Origin of the sequence: Anabaena sp. UHCC 0204 (assembly GCF_009711975.1) — a bacterium.
Taxonomy (GTDB): Bacteria; Cyanobacteriota; Cyanobacteriia; order Cyanobacteriales; family Nostocaceae; genus Dolichospermum.
The window spans coordinates 26,543-50,837 of sequence record NZ_VIKW01000013.1 but is presented as its reverse complement, the minus strand read 5'-3'; the positions used below and the strand labels follow the sequence as shown (position 1 = coordinate 50,837).

At 35.7% G+C, this 24,295-nt stretch carries 21 protein-coding genes; 8 read left to right on the top strand and 13 right to left on the bottom strand.

The window, feature by feature from the left end:
- Positions 1 to 1,468 (top strand): EamA family transporter (locus FJR04_RS12805; protein WP_168495294.1); only part of this gene is annotated, 1,468 nt, incomplete at its 5' end.
- 418 nt (positions 1,469 to 1,886) lie between these two features.
- Positions 1,887 to 2,786, top strand: coding sequence for a heterocyst differentiation master regulator HetR (hetR, locus tag FJR04_RS12800; RefSeq protein ID WP_168495292.1), 900 nt, complete (start codon positions 1,887 to 1,889; stop codon positions 2,784 to 2,786).
- A 90-nt stretch (positions 2,787 to 2,876) separates the two neighbouring features.
- Here the strand turns inward: hetR and FJR04_RS12795 are convergent, their stop codons facing one another.
- Positions 2,877 to 3,464: a hypothetical protein gene (locus FJR04_RS12795; protein ID WP_168495290.1), complete on the bottom strand. Its 588-nt coding sequence runs from the start codon at positions 3,462 to 3,464 to the stop codon at positions 2,877 to 2,879.
- A gap of 263 nt (positions 3,465 to 3,727) precedes the next feature.
- Here FJR04_RS12795 and rpsD point away from each other — a divergent pair, with 263 nt between their 5' ends.
- The gene (rpsD, locus tag FJR04_RS12790) at positions 3,728 to 4,336 is read left to right on the top strand and encodes a 30S ribosomal protein S4 (protein ID WP_168495288.1); all 609 of its coding nucleotides are present in this window, start codon (positions 3,728 to 3,730) and stop codon (positions 4,334 to 4,336) included.
- A gap of 67 nt (positions 4,337 to 4,403) precedes the next feature.
- Here rpsD and moaA read toward each other — a convergent pair whose 3' ends face one another.
- Positions 4,404 to 5,390, bottom strand: a complete 987-nt coding sequence (gene moaA / locus FJR04_RS12785) for a GTP 3',8-cyclase MoaA (protein ID WP_168495444.1) — start codon at positions 5,388 to 5,390, stop codon at positions 4,404 to 4,406.
- Positions 5,391 to 5,578: 188 nt separating this feature from the next.
- Between moaA and FJR04_RS12780 the strand changes: the two genes are divergently transcribed.
- On the top strand, positions 5,579 to 5,854 hold the full coding sequence (locus FJR04_RS12780; protein ID WP_168495286.1) for a hypothetical protein: 276 nt from the start codon (positions 5,579 to 5,581) through the stop codon (positions 5,852 to 5,854).
- A 287-nt stretch (positions 5,855 to 6,141) separates the two neighbouring features.
- Here the strand turns inward: FJR04_RS12780 and FJR04_RS12775 are convergent, their stop codons facing one another.
- From FJR04_RS12775 to rpe, 6 genes are all read right to left on the bottom strand, one after another.
- Complete coding sequence (locus FJR04_RS12775) at positions 6,142 to 8,499, bottom strand: hypothetical protein (RefSeq protein WP_168495285.1); 2,358 nt, start codon at positions 8,497 to 8,499, stop codon at positions 6,142 to 6,144.
- 3 nt (positions 8,500 to 8,502) lie between these two features.
- The gene (locus FJR04_RS12770) at positions 8,503 to 10,209 is read right to left on the bottom strand and encodes a phospholipase D-like domain-containing protein (RefSeq protein WP_168495283.1); all 1,707 of its coding nucleotides are present in this window, start codon (positions 10,207 to 10,209) and stop codon (positions 8,503 to 8,505) included.
- A 9-nt stretch (positions 10,210 to 10,218) separates the two neighbouring features.
- Positions 10,219 to 11,796, bottom strand: coding sequence for an AAA domain-containing protein (locus FJR04_RS12765; protein WP_168495281.1), 1,578 nt, complete (start codon positions 11,794 to 11,796; stop codon positions 10,219 to 10,221).
- On the bottom strand, positions 11,793 to 13,370 hold the full coding sequence (locus tag FJR04_RS12760; RefSeq protein ID WP_168495279.1) for a DUF2357 domain-containing protein: 1,578 nt from the start codon (positions 13,368 to 13,370) through the stop codon (positions 11,793 to 11,795). Before FJR04_RS12760 ends, FJR04_RS12765 begins: the two co-directional genes overlap by 4 nt.
- Entirely contained in the window at positions 13,370 to 15,544 is a 2,175-nt protein-coding gene (locus FJR04_RS12755; protein WP_168495276.1) for an AAA family ATPase, read from the bottom strand. The genes FJR04_RS12760 and FJR04_RS12755 overlap by 1 nt, the downstream gene beginning before the upstream one ends.
- Positions 15,545 to 15,792: 248 nt before the next feature.
- Complete coding sequence (rpe, locus tag FJR04_RS12750) at positions 15,793 to 16,500, bottom strand: ribulose-phosphate 3-epimerase (protein ID WP_096670666.1); 708 nt, start codon at positions 16,498 to 16,500, stop codon at positions 15,793 to 15,795.
- 107 nt (positions 16,501 to 16,607) lie between these two features.
- Between rpe and FJR04_RS12745 the strand changes: the two genes are divergently transcribed.
- Positions 16,608 to 18,200 carry a S8 family serine peptidase gene (locus FJR04_RS12745; RefSeq protein WP_168495274.1) on the top strand — a complete coding sequence of 531 codons (1,593 nt, stop codon included), beginning with the start codon at positions 16,608 to 16,610 and terminating at the stop codon, positions 18,198 to 18,200.
- Positions 18,201 to 18,329: 129 nt separating this feature from the next.
- On the opposite strand, the gene FJR04_RS12735 is transcribed toward FJR04_RS12745, so the two are convergent.
- Positions 18,330 to 18,722 (bottom strand): addiction module protein, encoded by a 393-nt coding sequence (locus tag FJR04_RS12735; protein WP_168495272.1) that lies wholly within the window; start codon positions 18,720 to 18,722, stop codon positions 18,330 to 18,332.
- Between the two features lie 265 nt (positions 18,723 to 18,987).
- Positions 18,988 to 19,194, bottom strand: coding sequence for a DUF29 domain-containing protein (locus tag FJR04_RS12730; RefSeq protein WP_371717886.1), 207 nt, complete (start codon positions 19,192 to 19,194; stop codon positions 18,988 to 18,990).
- A gap of 360 nt (positions 19,195 to 19,554) precedes the next feature.
- On the opposite strand from FJR04_RS12730, the gene FJR04_RS12720 reads away from it, so the two are divergent.
- The 3 genes from FJR04_RS12720 to surE all read left to right on the top strand — a co-directional run bounded on the left by FJR04_RS12720 (position 19,555) and on the right by surE (position 20,769).
- Positions 19,555 to 19,722: a hypothetical protein gene (locus FJR04_RS12720; protein ID WP_168495270.1), complete on the top strand. Its 168-nt coding sequence runs from the start codon at positions 19,555 to 19,557 to the stop codon at positions 19,720 to 19,722.
- Entirely contained in the window at positions 19,719 to 19,973 is a 255-nt protein-coding gene (locus FJR04_RS12715; RefSeq protein ID WP_168495268.1) for a hypothetical protein, read from the top strand. Before FJR04_RS12720 ends, FJR04_RS12715 begins: the two co-directional genes overlap by 4 nt.
- A gap of 115 nt (positions 19,974 to 20,088) precedes the next feature.
- Complete coding sequence (gene surE / locus FJR04_RS12710; protein ID WP_168495266.1) at positions 20,089 to 20,769, top strand: 5'/3'-nucleotidase SurE; 681 nt, start codon at positions 20,089 to 20,091, stop codon at positions 20,767 to 20,769.
- 10 nt (positions 20,770 to 20,779) lie between these two features.
- Here the strand turns inward: surE and FJR04_RS12705 are convergent, their stop codons facing one another.
- The 3 genes from FJR04_RS12705 to FJR04_RS12695 all read right to left on the bottom strand — a co-directional run bounded on the left by FJR04_RS12705 (position 20,780) and on the right by FJR04_RS12695 (position 24,262).
- Positions 20,780 to 21,073: a hypothetical protein gene (locus FJR04_RS12705; RefSeq protein WP_174763543.1), complete on the bottom strand. Its 294-nt coding sequence runs from the start codon at positions 21,071 to 21,073 to the stop codon at positions 20,780 to 20,782.
- 689 nt (positions 21,074 to 21,762) lie between these two features.
- Positions 21,763 to 22,434, bottom strand: a complete 672-nt coding sequence (locus tag FJR04_RS12700) for a HupE/UreJ family protein (protein WP_168495262.1) — start codon at positions 22,432 to 22,434, stop codon at positions 21,763 to 21,765.
- A gap of 76 nt (positions 22,435 to 22,510) precedes the next feature.
- Complete coding sequence (locus tag FJR04_RS12695; RefSeq protein WP_168495260.1) at positions 22,511 to 24,262, bottom strand: ABC transporter ATP-binding protein; 1,752 nt, start codon at positions 24,260 to 24,262, stop codon at positions 22,511 to 22,513.
- Positions 24,263 to 24,295 lie beyond the last annotated feature (33 nt).

Genomic DNA, 24,295 nt, shown 5'->3' with positions numbered 1-24,295 from the left:
GGAAAATAAAGCACTAGAACCTATTTCTGTTATTAATCCTGATCCTTCACCGGAAAATAAAGCACCAGAACCCAGTTCGTTTATTAATCCTGATCCTTCACCGGAAAATAAAGCACCAGAACCCAGTTCTGTTATTAATCCTGATACTTCACCGGAAAATAAAACACCAGAACCCAGTTCTGTTATTAATCCTGATACTCCACCAGAAAATAAAACACCAGAACCTAGTTCGGTCTTGACTTCTAACGTATTAACAGCACCATCTCTAGGAGAAACAACACCAGAACCACGTTCTGTTTTAACTCCTAATTTATCAACAGGACGACCTCCTTCACCAAAATTAAGACGAGAAACGACATCCAAGCAAAAAACAACAAATAACACCCAAACAACGCCTAAACAACAAACAACGCCTAGACAACAGAGATCCCGAACCTCTGCAAATTGGTCAGAGTTGCAAATAGGTTTCTTTTTGATTGCTTTATCTACAGTGGTTTCTTCCCTTTACAACGTGGCCATTAAAGCGATATTTTACACAGCTTCTAATTCCTTGGGAGGATTGTCAACACAGCAATTAATTTTGCCGACATTGGGTAATATTTTCTTGATTTTAATGCTCCGTTTATTAGTCGTTGTGCCATTAATGTTACTTTTGTCACCAATATTACATCCGCCTATTTGGGAAGATTTAGAAAATTTATTTGCTTCATTACGGGCAAATGCAACTCCTAGCCAGAAAAAAACTAAACAGGTGTTATTTTTATCGGTAATCAGCGGTTGTTTCTTGTTTTTATCACAGGTACTTATTTATGTGGCTATTGGTGAAGTCACAACGGGAATGGCGATCGCTCTTTTCTTTATCTATCCAGTTTTGAGTGTGTTCCTGTCTTGGTTTCTATTTCGAGAACGTCCTAACTTCTTAGCTACTGGTGCGATCGCGGCTATCTTTTGTGGTGAATTGTTGATTTTAGGTAGTGAGTCTGTAGGGGTGAAGAATACCTCATTAGGAAGTACCACAGCACTTATGTCGGGGCTGGCATTTGCAATTTATGTCATTCTGACGAGAGTATGCGCCACTAAGCTGAAATTACATCCCGTCTCTTTGACTTTAATTAACTTCACTACCATGTTGTTATTAAGTTTTCTCTGCTTAATCATCCCTTTACCCGGTAATTCAGGTTTAGTCATTAACGCCTCCAATGCCCTAGAACTGGTTCTCAGTGCTTTTATCTTAGGTGTTTTAACTCTATGCGGATATTTATTCAATAATTTTGGTATTCGTAAACTAGGCGCTCCTCTATCATCCATAATTGGGGCTACAGTACCAATTTTGACGGTAATTTTCGCTGGCTTAATGCTGCAAGAATCCCTGAATATGATCCAAATCATAGGAGTTCTATTTGTGACTGTTGGCGCAGCCAGTATTAGCTGGAAAAAAACGCCCCAGCCATCCCAGCCTTCTAAATAGAGACAAGACAAATCAACCTCTTACCTATTCCCTATTCTCTCCTGGTATTAAAAGTGATCTGAAATAAATCTGTAGAAAAAATTTTTGTAAAATATATAGATATTTCAGCAATAGAAAGTTATACTAGTTTCTTAGATACAAAATACGAATCACTCTACATTCCTCTGTCATCCCCTATACCCCTGCATCACAACACCCTGGACATCTAAAGTTTTCTAGTCACACCAGGGGGAGGGGTTAGTTAGTCTGACACGAGAAATTACCAATTTACACCCTAAACATTTACCACCTAAAAACTTCCGAGTCAACCAGTAATTTTAGGTTAAGAATTAAAAAATTTATCTCCAAATGGGTGTATAATTAGTAGTTTGATTTAAATATCACACTTGTAAACGAGCCATTCATCTGTCTGTAGAATATGACCAACGACATAGATCTGATCAAGCGTCTTGGCCCTAGTGCGATGGATCAGATCATGCTTTATTTAGCTTTTAGTGCCATGCGTACAAGTGGCCACAGGCATGGGGCGTTTTTAGATGCAGCCGCAACAGCAGCCAAGTGTGCAATTTACATGACCTATCTAGAGCAGGGGCAAAACCTGCGAATGACTGGACATTTGCATCACCTTGAGCCGAAACGAGTTAAAATTATTGTCGAAGAAGTAAGACTAGCTTTAACTGAAGGCAAACTTCTAAAAATGCTGGGTTCTCAAGAACCTCGCTATCTGATCCAACTACCCTATGTCTGGATGGAAAAATATCCTTGGCAACCAGGAAGATCCCGTGTTCCCGGTACGAGTCTGACCAGTGAAGAGAAAAAGCAAATTGAGCAAAAGCTACCTAATAATCTTCCTGATGCCAAGTTAGTCACCTCATTTGAATTTATGGAGTTAATTGATTTTCTCCATAAGCGATCGCAGGAAGACTTACCCCCTAACCACCAAATGCCCTTGAGTGAAGCATTAGCAGAACATATCAAGCGCCGTCTACTTTATTCAGGAACGGTAACACGCATTGATTGTCCTTGGGGAATGCCCTTTTATGCTCTAACTCGTCCATTTTATGCTCCAGCCGATGATCAAGAGCGCACATACACAATGGTAGAAGATACGGCTCGGTATTTCCGCATGATGAAATATTGGGCAGATCGGAAACCAAACACTATGCGTGCGGTGGAAGAACTAGATATTCCCAACGAGCAGATCGAGCAAGCAATGGAAGACTTAGACGAAATCATTCGGGCTTGGGGGGATAAATATCACCAAGAGGGAGGAGTGCCAATTATCTTACAAATGGTCGTTGGCAATAAAGATGAATAGGAAACACAATTTTTACATTGTGTAGGGTGGCGTACTTACCAGCCCTACAGTTACGTAAAAGAGAATCAAAGATAAGGAGCAGTTATTAATCTATTTACTCATGGGAGTTGATGGCTTTGGTGTCGTCTCTGAGTTGGGACTAAATTCCAAAGGCTTTGTAGACACTCCTCCAAAACCGCTAGATCCTTCGCTGGCATCAATACAAGTATCTAATGCCTGAGTAGGACTCAAATCAATTTCCCGACGCAAGCCAACCACACATTCTGCAAAAGTTACTGGTAACAAACTGCGACCACAGGATGTTAAAGTAGCTGGGTTTGCTGACCCTTGATAACTTTTACTAATGCTAACTACACAGGTTGCTAGATCCTGTGGACGGCGAGCCTGCTGACAAGAATAAAGGGCATCCACAGGGGTGATTTGTGTAAGCTTATGAATTTTTGCTACACATGAGGATAACTCTCGTGGTCGGAGTGCAACGGCACAACTTTGAGCCGCTTGGTTTGCTGTAACACCCAAACTCAATAGTTGAGCAGCACAAACACGATAGTCGTTCCTATAGGAATCGGTAACACCCAGGGTAGGTAAAATACTGGTTAGTAATCCACCTATAGTTATAAATGATGCTGTAAATGTCCTGAAGGAATAATTGGTTTTTTTGTTCCCAAAGTTACTCATTTTTTTTTCGCTTTTTAACATAACCGTTTTCGATTCAACCAAGGTTATGCTACCCTAGAATTTGATTCCCAATCTTCTACCATGAAGGAATGTCGGTGCAATCACCAGAAATCTACCGAAAATTGGTGAATTTAACTGATTGATTTCTGGTGAATATTAACGGTAAATAAAAGACAATTTAGCCGTAAATGTCTATCCTTTTGGGAACTATGCCATAATGGTAGGTCTGAATAAAATTTAAGAAGGATTAATTAAGGAAACTCATGTCCCGATATAGAGGACCCCGCCTCAGAATTGTCCGTCGTTTAGGCGAATTACCAGGCTTAACTCGAAAGAGTGCTAGACGTGCTTATCCCCCAGGACAGCATGGCCAAAACCGTAAAAAGCGATCTGAGTATGCTATCCGTTTAGAGGAAAAGCAAAAGCTCCGCATGAACTATGGTTTAACCGAAAAACAAATGCTCCGCTATGTTCGTAAAGCTAGACGAGTATCTGGTTCTACTGGACAGGTGTTGCTGCAATTGTTAGAAATGCGCCTGGATAATACCGTTTTTCGGATGGGTATGGCTCCCACAATCCCAGCCGCCCGTCAATTGGTGAATCACGGTCACGTAACTGTTAATGGCCGAGTAGTAAATATTGCCAGCTATCAATGCCGTCCTGGTGAAGAAGTTGCTGTGAGAAATAAGGAAGCTTCTAAGAAGTTGGTGGAAGCTAACTTGCAATATCCTGGTTTAGCTAACCTTCCCAGTCATTTAGAGTTTGATAAAAACAAATTGGCTGGTAAAGTCAATAGTGTAATTGAACGGGAATGGGTAGCACTACAAGTTAATGAACTACTCGTGGTGGAATACTACTCACGTCAAGCGTAGTAGTCAGTGGTCAGTGGTCAGTGGTCAGTAGTCAGTGGTTATTAAACAACCAACAACTGACTAATGACTAACCACCAATCTGCGACATGGTACGGGTATATGTGCCGACAGTACCAGAGTCGCGTTGTTTAAAGTTTATTTCTGATTTAATATTTAAAATTTGTCTAACTTTTTCTTGGAGTTCGCTGGTGCTAATACCTGCTCGTAAAGCTGTTTTTAAGTCAATTTGACCTGTTTCGTTTAATAAACAGGGACGTAGCCAACCATCGGCGCTCAGACGCATTCGATTACAGCGATCGCAAAAACATTCTGACATCTGACTAATAAATCCTAGTGTTCCCTTCGCTCCAGGAATTTTAAATACATCAGCCGGTCCATTACCACGAATTTGGGATTCTGTCAAGCACCAACGTTCACGAATAGATTGACGCAAATCGGCTGAAGATATCCAACCGCGATCGCCAAATAAGTCTCTATTACCAATGGGCATAAATTCAATAAATCGGACGTGCCATTGTTTATCAATCGTCAAAGCAGCTAAATCTAAAATTTCATGGTCATTAACGCCGGGAATTACGACTACATTTAATTTTAATGGGTCAAATCCCACATTATATGCAGTCTGGATACCTTGCCATACGTGCTGCCATCGTCCCCGTCCATGATTACCAATAATTTCTTCAAATATATGTGGATCTAAAGAATCTAAACTAATATTAATTCTTCGTAAACCTGCATCATAGAGATTTTGGGCAATGGGAGCGAGTAAAAACCCATTTGTAGTCATTGCTAAATCTTCAGTTTGGGGAAGATGAGCAATTTTTTCAACTAAATCTACTACATGGGGACGGAGTAAAGGTTCACCACCAGTTAAGCGAAAGCGGGTAAAACCGACGGGGATAAATACTTCTTGAATAAGGGTAAGCAGTTCCTCATCCGTTAATAATTGCTGCTTGACGATATAATCAAGTTCTGCACCTTCGGGCATACAGTATTGACAACGAAAATTGCAGCGATCAATTAAACTGATGCGGAGGTAGTCCACCTTGTTTATAGTTGCGCTAGTTGTCATATTCAAAGAAGGGGTGACAGATCAAACAATTCTATTATAGAATCTATGATTGCCGTAAGGGAGACAAAATTCAAAATTTAAAAGGCAAATTCCACAAGCATTTTAGAAATTTGTGAGAATATCTTGAGAAATCCGAGAATTGTAAACTTTATTTTACTGGATTTGAAGTTATGAATACCGAACAAATTTTATTAGAAAAATGGCGCATTTTACCTTCTGAAAAACAACTTCAGGTATTGAATTTGGTTAATACTCTTATTGAAGAAAATCAAGATCAGCTAACTCTATCTTCCTATCAACCTAAAACACCTTTAGGGGCAAAGTTGTTGGCTATTCGTAAAGAAATTATGCAAGAACAACCTCCGCTAGAATCTTGGGAAGAATTAGAACAAGAAATAGCAGAAAGACGAGGAGAAGAGTCCATTTATCTCCAGTGCTTTGATTAAGATGCTCGGCTATCTTTGTGGAAGTTGATAGTGTGGAACATATTTTTTGTCCAGTTCCAATGGTATACTCAAAATGGCTTAATCATTTGATTCTATTGGTAAGGGTTTAGCACTGCTAAACCCCTACACATCCAGGTTTTTCGTAATCTTGCAAAAGTTCACGTCCCAAACGTGTTTAGTATACATCAACGTGAATCCAATCTGCTCCAGCTTTGGCTTTGTGGACTGTCAAGGAAAAGTGATATTTTGGTTTTATAGCGGGCTTAAAATTATAGATTAATTTCAATTCAACCTTGAAGAAGATTTTCTATTTCATCTGCTGTTGAACATCCTTCAATTAGTTCTTGAAAATATTGATTTAGTGGTTTTTCTCTGCTGACTGTGTTTAAGATAATTCTATCATGTTTGAAGTGTTCAATAACTTGTTTTGCTAATAAAAATTCTTTTGAATTAGGTTGACAAAATTGTGAATCATGTGCGCGAAAAGTCAGGATATAAATTAGAGATAAGAACGCAAATTTTTTATAAATACCAGAGAACTTCGTATAATACTTAGTCAGCAAATAATTCATTATTTTTGTAAAATGTTCTTGATAATTTAGAAATGATGCTGATGAATTAAAATCATAATACCAAAGTAAAATATTTCCATATCCCCATAGATATTGACTGTTTTCTATATTATACTGAGAGTTGAATAAACTAAAGTATTTTCCTTGCAAATCTTGATTTACTGCTATTCTAGCTAGACATTGTAGATATTCATTTGATAGATTGCGATATCTAATTTTACTAGCAGTATTGAATTGTAATTGTAATTGAAAGAATAATCTATCTGATAATAGATATTCAGAAAACTGATATAATTTACCAATTAAAATAATTGCATCTACTAATAAATCTTTTTTGTCTTTATTTAAAAGCTGATTAGAAGTTAAAGTATTATATATAAGATCAACCATTTTTGAAAGATTAGCTTTTTTAAATTCTGTTATTAGTTCAGTAACAACTAGCTCATTTGATAAAATATCTATAAACTGTAGTGAATCAGGATATTGCTTTATTTTTTTTATTTTTTCATAAGCATTTTTAATACTTGCAATTAGCACATCATAGTCATTTTTTTTAGAAATTTGACTATTAATTTTATCTAATTTACTAGAAATTTGATGTAAATCAATTATAAAACTTTGAAAATCACTGCGTCTTTGTAACCGTTCAATTTGAGATAATGATTTTAGCTGACGATGTGCGGTTATTTTTTGAGGTAGAATGTAACTATAATATTTTTGTTTCCTATCTATTAAGCTAGTATTGATTTTATACTTATTTTCTAAATCTCTAACCTTGAGTTCTGGAAAAGAACCAGGTTGTAAATTAAACTGAATCTGAACACGAATTTCCTCTGTTCCTTGATAGCTCTCAATTTCAATTTTGTAATCTTGCGGAATCTTATTTATACAGTAATCATTACCATTAACTTTAATAGGTAAATTAGCATTACTGCTTGTAATACGGAAAAAATCTTGTTTTAAACTGCGAATCTTTCCGATTAAAACTGTAGGTTTACCTTCGTAAGAAATAGCATCTTTTTCATCAGATAATTTAATCCATTCTTCTTTACCAGAAATAGCAACTTGAAATTCAATCTCATCTAAATAAATTGCAAATAAAGGAAAGTTTAGATGATTTTTTTCAGTCCATATTTCGGTAAACTGTTGATAATTAGGATTAAGACAAATGAAATTTGGTAAATATGTTTTAATTTTCTCAAAAATATTATATTGACTAACTAATACAAACTGATATTGAGGATATTGATTTTCTAGTTGATTGATATCGTAAAAGTTAATGTGCTGACATACAATATTAGCAATTTCTGATATTGATATAGTAACTTGCTTATAAAAAATCTGATTATTGTTGTATATTTCAACTATCAAATTTATAGATTCTTGATTTACGTAAGCTTGAATAAGCTGAAAAAAGTTAATCTTCTGTAAATAACCAGATAAATGTTTGACAGTTTCATTATTTGTAGACAATGATGGAAATTGATTTAATAAAATGCCAGCTACACTATTACAAATCTTTGTATATGTTTCTATACAATTATAACTATGATCGAGAGGTATCTTATTTCTAGTATCGAGAATGGGAATTTTATAATGACTATTTTCGTGTTGAGAAAAACTGATAGGAATTAAAGTCGAAGTACCAAAATTATCTAAATCAACAAATACTACTAATGGTTTGGTGATTTGATGTTGATTAATTTCTGTGTAATAATTCCAATAATAATAAGCACTGCTGTACAGATAACCGTCTCTACGTCCTAAAATATTACTTGTACTCAGCGTCATTAAATCTAATGTATCACTGATAATAAATAAACGCGGTTTTTCTCCTTGAGTTAGTTCAGTTCCCATTGATAGATAATCTAATTTACTGAGATTAATAGTTAACTGTGATGAACGATGATTATTAATAATTGGTGGTACTAAATAACGATGTTCAGCATATTTATCTAATAAAAATTTGTATGTTTCTCTAGTTTGAGGAACTAACTGATCAGATGAATCTTGAAATACGCGAGCATATTGACAAGCATCAATATAAGATTCCAAATTGAATAATCTAGTCATAGGTTATGAATGTAATGATGGTAGTTGACTAATTATTTGCTTAATTTCCCTTGTATCGGTGGTTTTATACATTAAATCATGGGAATATGAATCACCAAAATTAAAATTAATTCCCCCGATATACGCTATTTGATTGCCTAAAATAGTGATTTTAGCATGAAGATACCTAATTTTCTGAATATTAAAGTTTTGATTTATAACTGACATACTCGAATCAATAAAAATGTTTGTATCTAACAAACGCAAATAATTTGCTATCTCTGCTGATGGTTGGAAACTGCGACTGTAAATTTTTACCTCTCCTTTAAAATTTCTCAGTTGTTCTATTAAATCTCTTTGATATTGTGATGATGTTAAAAAATTAGGATAGTTGGTATATTTATCTTGACTCTTATGAACAAGAGAACGTAAACGAAACCCATCATTATTGCTATCAGGTATAACTTCATCTTGGCTACATTTTTGCCAAAATTGCTGAAATAAATTAATTAATGATTGATGTTGTGAATTGTTAATAAAAACTATTCCAGCTTCTTTATTAAAATCTAAACTTCCGCGAGTAAGATTACAAGAACCTAAATAAGCGTACTGTTCAGAAATATAAGTTTTCAAATGAAAACCACCGCTACGAATAGGAATATTTGCATTTAGGAGCATTTTTAAACAAGTTTTTTTGCGCTCATCTGTGATTTGGTATTGTTCTGATCTAGATACATTATCTGATATTTGCTCATCAATGCGATCTAAAACTTCATTTCTCAAATCTGTTAATATCCAAACTCTTTGGGGTAGTTGTAATGATTTTTGACAAATTAATTCTGTTAGTTCTTCATCTTCAATAATATAACTAGAAATCAGCAAAAATTGACGAGCATTATTAATAATTTTTTGGAAAATACTGCGATTTTTACCACTACGAATTAATAACCCACTTTGGGGAGGTAAAGTAGAGTTTAGTTGTAGTTCATTAGGTAAATTTGTTGGTTGATATCTATATTTTGACTGATATTCCTCAACTAATAATCTCACTGATGTTAACAAATTTGATGTATCATTTTCATTTAAATGTAAAAATGTGATTGCTGCTCTCAAATCTAAAGATAATTCTTGGATTGAAATCCAAACTTTAATTTGTTGATAATTAATATAAAAATAATTAAAATCACGAGATTGTAAAGCATATTTGATTTTTTCAATGTTGGGTAAATTCTGCCAATAGTCTCTACTATCATTCCATATTGTTTGAACATAATCATGATCTAAACCAGGATAATTAGGTTTTTCTATAGTCAGGTTATAAATTCCTGGTTGTTCGGAAATAGTACCAGTAAAAATGGGAATTTGTGGATCATCTGCTGTTAGTTGCAAATTAGCTTCTTTAGATATAAATTGATAAGAATATGTGTTAATAGCTTGGTTATTTAATTGAGAGTTAATAGGCTGCAATAATTTCAGGGATGGTACTTGATAAAGTTCATGATCTTCAATAATACCATTTGCTTGTTTACACAAGTTAATTAATACTAATTCAGGGATAAAATCTAACCCAAAAGATTGACGTAATAATTGGGGTGTTCGTCTGCGGTTCTGAGTAGCTACTGCTTGCACTTCTCGCATTAAATCACCTAAAGATATTGATATTGATATTGATTCTGTACCTGTTAATAGTAAACGGTGAAAATTTCCTGATAGTTGAATTTGTAATTTCATGATTTGTATTTATATAATAACTAAACGTTCTTTGTATAATTCTCGTTGATATAATAATGATTGAATTGGGGAATTATGTTTTTTCCATAAGTCATAATCACCAAATAAGAACAAATAATCTTTTGCTCTTGTTAGTGCTATGTTAATATATTCTACTGGAATATTTTCAGGATGATCTGAACAATTAACAATAATTATTTCTCGTTCACTTCCAGTCCATTCTGTTGCTATATCAATAAATATTCTATCATAGTCTTTGGATAGATTATCTTTAAGGTAATCTCGCTCTTCCATCGAAAATGCAATAATTCCGATTTGAGAACTTATTTCTGTATTCAAACTTTGAATAAATTTAATAATTTGCTCTCTAGCATTTTCGTGAGGTACATCTTGCCAAACTAATCTTTTTGGAGTTTCAGGAAGATAGGAATTAATATTTGAGGATTGAGTTTGAATTGAATCATTAGAAATGCCAGGATAAACAAGTTTAGCTATTTCTTGATGTAGTCGAAACTGTTCTTTTAATTGATAAACATAAGTTGGAAATAAATGCTGTTTTAACCATTTAAAGCAGTCAAAGAAGTTAGCAAAAAACAAATTTGTTTTGTTAGAGTTAGGATAATATTTTGATATTTCTTCACCAAATAAAACCAGCTTTTGACATAATCCCGATAATAGTATCAATTCTATCCAGGTAAGATATTGTGCTTCTTCTATAAGAATTAAATCAAAGTTTGTTTGCCATAAGAGTTGATTTTTGGGGTGCATAAATTCCTCAACAGTTCCCACAATGGGGATTTGCGGATTCTCCATGAGTTGATCAGCAATTTCTTTAATTCCCTGTTCTGAAAGATTATTATAAATTTGACTCAATTTTAATTGTTGTTGTAATAATGGTGCTAACTGTTTGAGACGATAAGCTAATAGTTGAATGCGTGGTTGTGGTAAGTGAGGATATTCAGGTTTTAATAGTTCTGTTAATTGTTGATATGAATTATTTTCAATAATTGGCAACCATTTTTCTAGTTTTGCTGGAGTTCGCAGTTTTGCTAATTCTGCATCTGGTAGCAGATGTAATGGTAAATAATCCATCTGCGGTTGTGCTAAATGTTGAGAACGCAATTGATTAATTATCCATTGATAATAATCTTGTTCTTGAGATAGCAAAAATGGATAAGTTGTTAAGTTGCGATAAGCTGCTAAGGATGAAGTGTGATGAGTTAAAATTAGCACTCTATGAGAATGGTTGATAGCTGCATGAGCAAGATTATTTACAATGCGAGTTTTTCCTGTCGCTGCTGTTCCCGAAATTAAAGAAATAGGACTATTTGAAAGTGCCATTTCTAATGCTATTTGTTGATTTCCACTAAGAGAAATATGAGGAGTAATTGCAGGAAAGTTTAAATGCGATCGCTCGTTTAAATACACTGCACTATTACACACAGTTTCCATAATTAATTGTGTAGGTAATGATGGGGAATCATGAATTTCTACTAATTTCTCCCATTGCGCTTGGGTAGTTTCAGAAATTTCACCAGATTGATATATTAATTGTTGTAATTTCTGCCAAAACTCTTGTTCATTCATACTGAAAACTCCACCGCTTTTTTAATTAAAAGTGTCATAAAACTAATGACTTTAGTAAATCCTTGTGATGTGATTCGATCATGTAATGGAACTAACCATAACTTTTTGCTAAAAAAAGGCTTTATGTGAACTTCATTTGACTGTTGATTCGGAGAAAATTGTAAATAAAATAATAATCCTAGTTTGACATTTTTGGTATCTATTAATTCTTGTAAATATTGCTGCATTTGCATAATTATATCATCCTTGGGACGATACCAAAATATCCAAATAGGAAACACTAATTTTTTAGTTTCTAATTCTAGAGAATCTAACTGATGAATTTCTAAAATTAATACCCAATCGCTTTTTATATCATTAACTTGTTTTTTCAAACTAAATACATAAACTTGATTTTGCAAAAATACCTTAACTGTAATATCTTGCTCCCTATTGATATAACATCCTTTATCGGGAGTTAAACTACCATTAATAGCTAAATTAGCATCTACATCTATTCCCTGAAACTTCAGCAATGATGCTGTTAAATAAATATAAACACTATCAGCTAATAGCGCATTTCTGAAAGTCCATAACTTCTCCTTTTCATTTTTCTTTCGCAAATATTCTAAATAAGCTTCATAAAAACTTCTATATATAGGATTTTGTTGTAAAACATAATTTGGCTGAGTAAATTTATAGCTTCTATCTTGAATAGTTTTTACTATCCGTTGTTGTTTAAATAAATCAATTACTAATCTGATTTTTCCAATTGTCTCTCTAAATTGACTTGCTCCACTTCTTTCATATTGAAAACAATTTAAATGTAAAATTTGACTAAAATAAACTAGAAATTTATTCTCAGGTGTGTTAAAATCTTGATAGCGTTGGATACCCATTAACTGCTGCTTTGAACCTGCTTTTTCCACAGCAGTTAAACCTGGTCTGCGGACATAATCGCGCAAACAATAACTATCCATTTCTTGAATTTTACCCACAAACATTGATTCTGCTTGTCTTCTCAGTTGATGACGTAATTTATCACTAATTGCTTCTAGTTTCCGCCGTAATTGGTATTTTCTGTCTAAACTAATTATAATCGGTAAATTTGCATCTTCAATATTTACTAATTCTAATTTTTCTGGTAATTCAATTAATACAATATTAGTATTTACTGTTTTTTGATGACTAAATATATCTGTAAACATTCCAATAAATAACCGAATTAAGTTAGCCGTTGTTTTATCTAAACGTTCACCCAATCTATTTTCTAATTCCTGTATTTCTGCTTCTTCCTTAATAGTCTCTAAATCTAATATTTCATCACTAACCTGCAAAATATAAGACTTTCCAGAAATATCTAAAGTTAATCCAGACTGTAATTCAAAATTATGATGTTGTAAATCAGTAGTTTGCAAATAAGGAAATCCAATTTCATAAACTCCATCAGTAATAGGAATTAAGCAAGATGTTTCTGATAAAATTTCCTCTGATTCTAGAACAATAATCGGACGTTGACTAGCTTGTAATTGAGGAATATTTGATATTAAAGGAGACTGATTTAGATAAGCAAATAGGCTAGAATAAATTTTCATTATGCTTGTTTATCCTCATAAACTAAACCTTGCCAACTAAATTGTCCATAACGTCCTTTTCGTGCCTTCTGAAAAGCTGTAATTAATGGTTTATCATCAATATCTGAAATAATTTTCTCAAGTTCATCTAATTCTTGCTGTGATTCATCAACCATCACACCTCGCAGTTTTGGTAATAGTTTTTGTCCAAATTGATCAGCAAGTGCGAACTTAAAAGCTGGTGCATCAATATTATCTACTCCGGGATAATTAACCACATATTGAGTAATAGCTTGATAAACACGATGGGCAAAAGGATGACCAATTTTTTCCATAACTTCATTAGCTTCATTCAAGAAATATTTAACTTTCTTGACAACCTCAGAATTAGGATCTGGTACTGTAATCCATCTTTGAAAATGAGTATATGGTAAATATTCTGAAGGTTGATTATTGCTACTTGTGATTTGATTTTCTTGACGTAATTTTAAATTTTGCGGTTTACCAAAAGTCAAAACATTTGCTCTATCTAATACCTTATCTGATAGAGTTTGTGTAGTCTCATCTTCATTCATTGTTCCCACAAACAGAAAAGCATTAGGAATTTGTAACCGACGTTCATTTTCATTTATACGTAAACTACCAACATCAATCTCTAAATAAGTTGCATGATTACGACGACTTTCTAACTTAGATAAAAACTCACTAAAATAATATTCAACTCTAGCTAAATTCATTTCATCTAGTAATACAATGACAATTCTATCTTCCATTGCTGAATCTTTATTATATTGATACAGTCCCCGCATCAAATCAGTGGGTTTAAACTTCTTTTCAACATAGTTATAAAAGCCTTGTAAATCTTGTGGAGAATCCCAGCGCGGTTGTACAGCTAATGTTAATAATTGCGCTCCAATATAATGACTATATCGTTGTGGAAGTTCACTTTTACCAGTACCACTAATTCCCGCTAAAATCACCAAAGCAGAAATATCTTGGACTTTCAATGATGTATGAAATGCGTTAATTACCCGTTCAGAAAAAGTTAATCCTTGAGATTTAATACTATTAATAAAACCCGTAATAAATTCTTTTTCTTCTAGTTGTAATTTATTGTTAGGTAGTTCAGTCCAAAGTTTTTCTCTCAGAGATTGTAATGCTAATTTAGCACTATTTTCTAATTCGGTGATTTCTCCTTTTAATCTTCTAATTTCTTCTTGAAGTTCTTCTTTTTCTTGTTGCAACTTAGCATTATTTTCTGCTAGGGCAGCTTTAATACCCTGCAAATGCTCGATTTCTCTTTCCAGTTCTCGTAATTCCGACTTTTTATCTCTAATAGCAATTTTTAATTCGTGTAATTTTTGCCGCCATTCTTCAATTTTGTGATACTCATTCTGGTTTTCTTGAATTGCTTGTAAAATGCGTTGTTTTTCAGCTTCTAACCTGTCTATTTCTGGTCTTAACTGATTAACTCTTTCTTCAAAACTTTCTTTTTGGTTAAAAATTCCATCATAAGTAATCCGCAATAATTCTAATTCAACCGCACGTTGTTCTAGTTGTTGAGATTGATTTTGTAGTTCTTGAACTTGTGCCGTTAGACTATCTAAATCTGATTTTTTAATAGGTAATTCTAATTCTACTTTCTGGAGATTTATTTTCTGTGATTCTAAGGATTCAACTTGAGAACTTAGCGCATAAATTTGACCTTCTAATCCACTTTTCTCAATTTTAAATTGTTCAATTTGTCCTATAAGTTGTTCCAGATGGGATAAATTAGGACTTTTCTGATTAATTACCAGAATGCGATTTTCTAGTTCTTGTTGTTGCTGCTTGAGGGGAGTTAATTTTTGATCAACCTGTTGTAATTCTGCTCGTTTTTCCTGATATTGTCCTCTAACTGCTGCTAGTGCTGCTTCCTCTTTTCGTAACGCTTCTACCCTTGTTTTTAGAATTACCTCTTGTTGCTTTAACTTTGTTAATTCCTCTTGTGTAGCTACCAGTTCCCTTAGCTTATCCAATTCAATTAATGTATTACGCTGTTTATCATCTTGTAATTTACTGGCAACAGAAGCCCCTATAATTGCTCCTGTGGTGCTTCCTAACAAACCCACGCTGACTTGTCCAGTCAAAGAACCAGTTATACCAACACCAAAAGTAAAAGCACCAACTATCATCCAGTCTGAGAATTGCCCCATCTCGACACCTTAACGATTTTTATACTAAGCTACTCAACTAATCTCATTAAATCACAATTAGAAATAACTAATACGTCAAAATCACTGAAATTCTCTTACATTCATATACAATAAACCAAGAAAAATCACGCAAATATCACCCTGAAACCAAATTCCAGATGGCATCAAATTTTATAAAAATATAAAATAAATCCCCGACTTCTTAAAGAAATCGAGGATCTAGCTTTCAATTAATCACAAGTATTAAATTAAACAGCAGCTAATTCTGGAGTCGGACGCTTACTATTACGGATATTGGTAATCGCCTCAGCATAATCAGGAGCATTAAACACAGCCGAACCCGCTACGATCGCATTAGCACCAGCTTCCAAAACTTGCCAAGTATTATTAGCTTTTAGTCCCCCGTCAACTTCAATCCAAGGATCTAAACCGCGTTCATCGCACATTTGACGCAACTTACGGATTTTAGGAACTACACTAGGAATGAAGCTTTGACCACCAAAACCGGGGTTAACGCTCATAATTAGCACTAAATCGCACAATTCTAGAACATATTCAATTAGTTCTAAAGGTGTACCAGGATTGAGTACAACTCCAGCTTTTTTACCGAGTTCTCTGATTTGTCCGAGGGTGCGGTGCAGGTGAGGAGATGCGTTGTGTTCTGCATGGACGGAAATAATATCAGCACCAGCCTTAGCAAAACCTTCTACATACTTTTCTGGTTCCACAATCATCAAGTGGACATCCAGTGGTTTGGTTGTAACTGGACGAATCGCCTCCACAATCAGGGGACCTATTGTAATATTAGGGACAAAACGTCCATCCATTACATCAACGTGAATCCAGTCTGCTCCGGCTTTGTCTACGGCGCGAATATCGTCACCCAGACGACTAAAATCTGCTGATAGGATAGATGGAGCGATAACTATAGGCTTTTGAGATGAATTTTGGGTCATGGCTAGTGGGTTTTTAAGCGTCTTCGTCTGTAAGTATTGTAACAAAATATGGAGAAATCAATTCAAAATCGAAAAGAAAACTTGTTCTTCTTCCTTAACAACTAACTATGAACAAAAATTGGATGATTTTTTGGAGTTTAGGTTTTTCTTGTTTAACTTTACCAGTCTTGGCTGGTGTGAAGTTTGCCAATTCTTTAGGGAGTAACGGTATTGATGCGCTGAAACTACATCAATCTCCTTATAATTTAACTGGGCGGAAAATTGCGATTGGTCAAGTAGAAATTGGTCGTCCGGGGATGTTTGGCTGGGATAAAGCTGTGTCTAAAAATCGGGCTATTTCTCCAGCGGCAGTGTTTTTACGCAATCTTCCCGCTAAGGCTAATATTGGCATTGATCCCCATGCGTATAATGTTGCTGGTGTGATGGTGAGTCAAGATAAGGCTTTTCCAGGTGTAGCGCCGAATGCACGACTATATTCTTCTGCTGTTTTATCTACAAAAAGAATGGGTCAACCAGAGGAATGTTTGTCAGCCCAACACATTGCGTTACAAAATGGTGGTGATGTTCGGGCTATTAATTTTAGTTTTGGTGAACCTCTAGATCGTGATCCCCGACCAGAAGCTATTTTAGATGGTAATGCTTTACTAACATTATGTATTGACTGGTCTAGCCGTGTTCATGATGTTGTGTATGCGATCGCCGGCAATCAAGGCAAAGGCGGGATTCCCATTCCTACAGACAATTTTAACGCAATTAATGTGGCTTTTTCCTCGGAAAGAGAGGGAATTTTTAATAAAGTTCATGTTTCTAATCTGGCTAGTATTAATCAAGGTATAGAAAATCGTTTAGATGGGAAAGAATTTAATATTGGTGGGAGAAGAGCGATTAGTTTAGTTGCTCCTGGTACTAATATTCCTTTACTTAATCCTGATGGTAAGTTAAATAAATCTACAGGTACAAGTTTTGCTGCACCACAAGTTACAGGAACTATAGCATTATTACAGGAATTTGCAGATAGACAGTTACGAACTAAACAACCAAATTGGACTATTGATGCTCGTCGTCATCAAGTAATGAAAGCAGTTTTACTCAATTCAGGGGACAAAATTCAAGATGGTGGTGATGGTTTACGGTTAGGAATGACGAGGACATTAGTTGATAAACAAAATCAAGATTGGTTAGTTTCTGATGCTTATAAAAATACAACAATTCCCTTAGATGCTCAAATGGGAACAGGTCATTTAAATGCTTTTCGAGCTTATCAACAATTGAATGCTGGTCAATGGAAACCTAATGCACCAGTTCCGCCTATTGGTTGGGATTATGGTACTATTAATGCTAATTCTTCTAGGGAATATGGTTTACAAAAAACTTTGAAGGAAAATAGTTTTGTAGCTATTACTTTAAATTGGGATCGTTTGGTGGAGTTGGATGATCAAAATAATAATCAGGAATATGATATGGATGAAACTTTTATAAATAAAGGATTAAATAATCTTGATGTCTATTTAATTAAGGAAAATGGGAAAAATAATGAAGTTGTTGTTTGTGATTCTGTGAGTGAGGTTGATAGTGTTGAACATATTTTTTGTCCAGTTCCCACTAATGGTAATTATAAAATTCGGGTGGAATTTAAGAAGCAGGTGAATGAAGCTACTCAAGCTTATGCTTTGGCTTGGTGGACTGTAGCTGAAAAGTGATACATACAGCCAAGTTCAGCAAATTATCGTTTAATTTGTTTAAGAAAGTCAGGAACTAACAAAGAGTTAGCTAATTCACCTTGATGATTATAGAATTTTATTTCACCTTGTTCATTACATAACCATACTTCAATTGCTTGAGCTTCTAAGCCAAAACTCATCAGGTAGTGGATCATCAAAGTTATCATCGAATATACAAGAATCTAAACCGAGTCCTGGCTGTCGTAATCTTTTATTTGGTATAGACTGAGGTTCTTTATTAATCTTTACTTCTAGCCATTGCAATAACTGTGTAGCCAAGCGATTCTTTAGTCTTTGCAATACTTCATCGGCTGGAATTGACGCGACTTGATCTTCATCTATTGCCTGTATGCGATTTGCAATTTCTGTTTCCCAAGCAGCCTCAACTTGAGGATTAATTTCATCAAGACTTTTGAGAAGATGTTCAGCAAGCATCGCTCTGTATAGAGGAGGTAAGGTTAATACTGCTCCAAAAATTTCATCGTAAGTAACGTTAGCCATACAGAAAACTCCTTACAGCGTCTGGTAATGGCATTTTAGCATAAATGCGCTTAACCTACCTTATAAAGATGGTTTAAGGATTTGATGTAGGGGTAGCGCCCCCGTGCCTACCCATAAGTTTAGGGCAACCACAGGGGGTTTGCCCCTACGTAATTCATTGGTTGAGGTATTTTCAAAATGTTTAATTAATTTTGCTCAGGTACTTATTTCCTTTCTTGCCTTTGAACGAGTTAAACGTAAAACCTACTTGATCATCTGTTCAAATTTAGGGTATAAAATCTGCATTGAGAACTTGAGCTAAAGAAAAAGGTGGTTCTTCTGGAAATAAGTTTGATGGCAGTTGGTATTTGTTAATTGTATCTTTTTTAGCGTCTTGATAACAGGGTAAAAATACATCATTTAAAATAGCTTTTAAACTAGGACTATCTGCTAGAGTATAGGCTATTTGTCGTCTTCGACTTCTGTAATAAATGATAATTTATTGACAAGGTCAAAAAAGCACTACGGGATCTTGTGTTGATCATTTTGGTTGTGTAATTGGCGATCGCCACTGCCTAAACTTCACTCTGACACCTGATTGCTTGATTCGGTAATCTAAAACGCTGTTCTGATTTTGAATATGCGATCGCTCGAACTCCGGCTGATTGTATCAGAGTTGCCATAGCACATATTGCTCCAAAGTGTGAATCGGATAGAAGTGAGTGATACTTGACCGATTTACTTAGATGTTGTTATATTAATCAAAGGTGAATCACCTGTCATTACTTTGATTCAAATTAGTCAATAGGGCTGATAATAACGATAATCTAGATAGAGTGATTCATTGCTATATATGCCTTCTAAAAAACCTCAAATGACGATCCGCATTGAAGAAGACGAGTATAAATACTTGCAAGATTGGGCATCTAAAGAATTTCTTTCAGTGCCTCAATTAACCAAAGTTATCGTCAAAAGAGCGATCGCCGAACACAAACAAGCCAACCAACAAAAATCACAATGACAAACGACACAAGATTTGATGACATATACACACGGCTTAATGACCTTACCCACGATGTCACCAATCTCAAGATCCAAGCCGGGACTATAGGCACATCTCAGGTTGCCATAGCCACAAATTTGACTCTCACAACTGGGTTAGCTTCTGACATGGGAGAAGTTAAAAGCGATATTCGCCAAATAAAATCAGATATTAGAAATCTGGAAGCTGGGATCACTGAAATTTTGCGGCTTTTGCGTAGTCAGAATTAGTTAAAGGTGATCGATCGCATTTTTCAAAAGCCTCATCAGAAAATGCACCTTTTTAACCTTCAAGTCAAAAAGACTTTCCATTACGTAGATTTAAAATCAAATATGAGTTATATATATGACTATAATTATCACCAATGACGACGGTATTGATGCTCCGGGTATTGCAGCTTTGTTTAAAGCAGTAAATGGTAAATCGGTAATAATTGCTGCACCTCAATCGCATCAATCTGGCTGTGGACATCAAGTTACTACCCATCAACCGATTAATCTGCAACGGCGTTCTGATTTTGAATATGCGATCGCTGGCACTCCTGCTGATTGTATCAGAGTTGCCATAGCACATATTGCTCAAGATATCAAATATGTGATTTCAGGAATTAATGCTGGTGGAAACTTGGGCGTTGATGCGTATATTTCTGGGACTGTAGCTGCTGTTAGAGAGGCTGCAATGCACGGAATTCCTGGAATTGCTGTTTCTCAATATCGTCAAGGTCAACGTGATTATGATTGGGATGCGGCTGTGAGATGGACATCTGCATTGCTCCCAAATTTAATTCACCTTCCCCTAGAACCTGGATGTTTTTGGAATGTCAACTTACCACATCTTTTACCGCAAGCAGCAGATCCAGAAGTGGTATTTTGTCAACCTTGTACTAAACCTTTACCTGTTAATTATCGAATAGAAGGTGATGATTTTTACTACACAGGAGAATATGGTAAACGAGAACGGACTCCTGATAGTGATGTTGATATATGTTTTTCTGGCAAAATTGCGGTGACAAAGTTAAGAGTATAAATTTTGGCAATTATTCATCTTGCAATAAAGATACAAGTCCATCTAAAGTTTGTGACAATTGAGTAATTTGTTGCATAGAATCCTGCTGAGAGTCAGCCAAACTTTGGACAGCATCACACAAAGCAAAAATTTGATACCCTTGCTGCTGTACTTGTTTTCCTTGGGCTTCTATTTGCAAACTCAGGGAATCTACTCTTTGAGCGAGGCGTTCAATTGTCTCAGTGGTAGAAAGTACAGCGTCTCCAATTTGTTCAACAATAGATTCTAACCGACTGATTTTCGCTTCTACTCCAGTTGCAATCATTTCTGGCCTGCTCCAATCTTGAGAAAAAATCATAAGACCTTGCGGTAAGTGGGAAACTCAGTCACTTTAGTGCTGAGAGGAAAACGACACGAGCAGTTCGACAAGCTCACTGACCACGGTTTTAACCGCCTTAAATATTTCTTTATTACCGCCTTGGAGTTAGGAAATTCGGGGTACTTTTGTGATGTACTTTCAACGGGACAATTACCGATTCAAATTTCCCAACTCTGTACGCATAATGTGTTGCTCCGAAGAGCCTCCCATTTCTGGGGTAATGTTAGCTTTCGACCAGTTATAAGAGCTTGTTAGACTTGCAACACTGTTTCAGTGACCTTAAAACTGTTTAATTGCAAATGACAGAGCAGGGAACTAGCTACGCATTCCAAGGTGTCGTGACTCAAATAACGGCTACCATAAGACTTACGCTCAGGGTGGTCTGGTCAGTACGGCTTGCTTGATTACTCTTGCAAGCCCAGTCCCTTTAGGGCTGGGTTACTGACCACAGTAATATTCCTAAATATTCATTCAATAGTTTCCTAATCAGCATTATTTATTAATAAAGTAATTCGGAATCATGCCTCTAACAGGTTATACCAATACAATTCGTAATAATTTATCTGTTAAGCTGTGCGAATGTAATTTCTAATTCATAATTAACCAATCCCAATACCTATTCCCCAATCCCTAGACTAAATTACTGAGTAGCCCAAAAATACGATACCAATGGCACAGAATACTAAACCAGTAAACCGGATGATTTTAGGTAAGATTTGGTTAGCCTCATTGATACCAAAATTTATACCTATTTCTCTGGCGCTCATAATAATTGCTGTTTGGGTGAGGGTAACACCAATCACATAAGTCATTGCAGTGAATATTCCTGCACCAATGATGGATGTAGCATCAGCGTAACCTTGAAATATGCCAGCAGTAGCACTTAATATGGCGATAGCTAACCAATTAATAGGAATTGGTGTAACTAACATCACACCCAAAGCGATAGTACAAGTAGCAATGGCTATGGTAGGTCCTGGTAACATAACTGGAGACAAATTAATTAATTGTCCACAGATAGCCGCAATGATAAAAGTTGCATTGAACCAATAACCACGGACAAATTTGGCGGAGAATAAGCCCAGAGCCAAAATACCTGCAAATCGGTCTAAACTAATGACTGGATCTGCTATGCCCCAAATAAGCCCTTCCCAGGCAGTGGAAACAGTGTGTTCAATGGGTGATCCACCGGCTGAAGTTAGTAAACTAATGACCACTAAAACAGCTATCGCCCCTAAAAGACGCTGCTGTTTAGATGTGGGCAAATTACCGGACTCAGAAGATACTGAACGTGAGCTTTTAAACATCTTTAGATTATGTCAAATTAGGCTGGTTGGTAATTAATATTACTGCTAATTATTACAAAAATTAATCCATTTTAGTTCAACGTAACAGTTCTTCTACTTGATGCTGATTCCACAAAGTTTTGTAAAGTCCAGGCTGTTGTACCAGTTCTGAATGATGACCGGTTTGGACGATTTTCCCCTGATCTATCACTAAAATTCGGTCAGATGTGGCCGCAGCGGAAAGTTGGTGAGTAATGAAAATTACAGTTTTCCTTTTTGTACCAGTCGCAAGATTAGTGAGGATTTGGGTAGCGGTTTGATTATCTACACTAGAAAGGGCATCATCTAAAAGCAAGATCGGAGCATCAATGAGCATTGCTCTAGCTAAGGCTGTCCGTTGTCGCTGTCCACCAGACAGAGTAATACCGCGCTCACCAACGAGAGTTTCATATTTTTGGGGGAAGTTGCGAATTTCCGCGTCAATTTGCGCCATTTTCCCGGCGTAAACTACATCTTCTTCTGAAGTAATCGGATCGCCATAACGGATATTATTTTTGACTGTGGTACTGAATAAAAAGCTATCTTGAGGGACGTAAGCGATCGCTCCCCGTAAATCACTCACAGCTAGTTTAGTAATATCCAAGCCATCTAAAAATAACTGTCCGGGCTGAATATCCAATAACCTGGGTAAAGCATTTGCTAGGGTTGATTTTCCTGAACCAATTGGACCAACAATGGCCACCACTTCCCCAGGAGCAATAGTAAAATTAATATCTTCTAAAGCTGGTATATTTGCGCCAGGGTAAGTGTAATTAAAGTTCACTGCTTTCAGTTCCCCTTTCAGCTTACTTACCTCAATATGCAGAGCATTTGGTGGATCTTGAATTTTGGGAGTCACACTGAGAATAGTTTCTAAGCGGTCAATGCTGACTTCACCACGTTGATAAGCAGTAATGGTAAATCCTAACAAAGCGGTAGGGAAAACCAAACGCTCTACATAAATGAGCAGCGCCAGAAAATCGCCAATTGCTAGAGAACCAGCAGCTATCTGTGCCGTACCCATCCAAATAATGATCAAAGAACTGAGATTTGCTAACCCACCAATCATCGGAAAGAGGGTATTGCGGCTTTTAGCTAGTTGCAGGTTAGCAGCTAATAGTTGTTCATTTTTCCGATTAAAAGCTTGACGCTCATTTTCTTCTTGGGCATAAATTTTAATCAGAGCCATCCCGCTGATATCTTCTCGCACCAGTTCACTGATCTCGGAAAGTTGCTCTTGGACAACCGTTTGTTCATTCCGCAAGCGATCGCTAAATAAATGCACCAACAGAAACATCAACGGATAAACTGCGAGTGATGCTAATGTCAGATCCACACTGAGCGATAACATAACTGGTAATGTGAGGGTATAAGCAAACAAAGTATTTGCCAAACTCAAAACAGCAAAACCTAACAACCGCCGAATATTATCAACATCACTAGTAGCGCGACTAATTAAATCCCCTGGAGTATTAACCGCAAAATAAGATGGTTCTAATTTCAATAGATGTTCAAAAATCCGCTGTTTCAGGTCAAATTCTACCTGTCGTCCCACACCAAAGATCCAAATGCGGGAAGCCATCCGCATCATCCACATCGCGGAACTGAGTAGAACAATTATCACTACATAATGTATTACCTGATTAAAACTAAAACTTGTTGAAAGAGTATCTACTCCAGAACGAATCAACAAAGGAATATATACACCTAGACCATTGACAACTAATAAGGCAACTATACCTAAGATAGTTTCCCGCCAATAGGGACGTAAATAATCAGCGATTTTAGCAAGTCTGTGAGATTTGGCCATGCCAGCAATTGTCTAACTTTTTAGTAATGGATA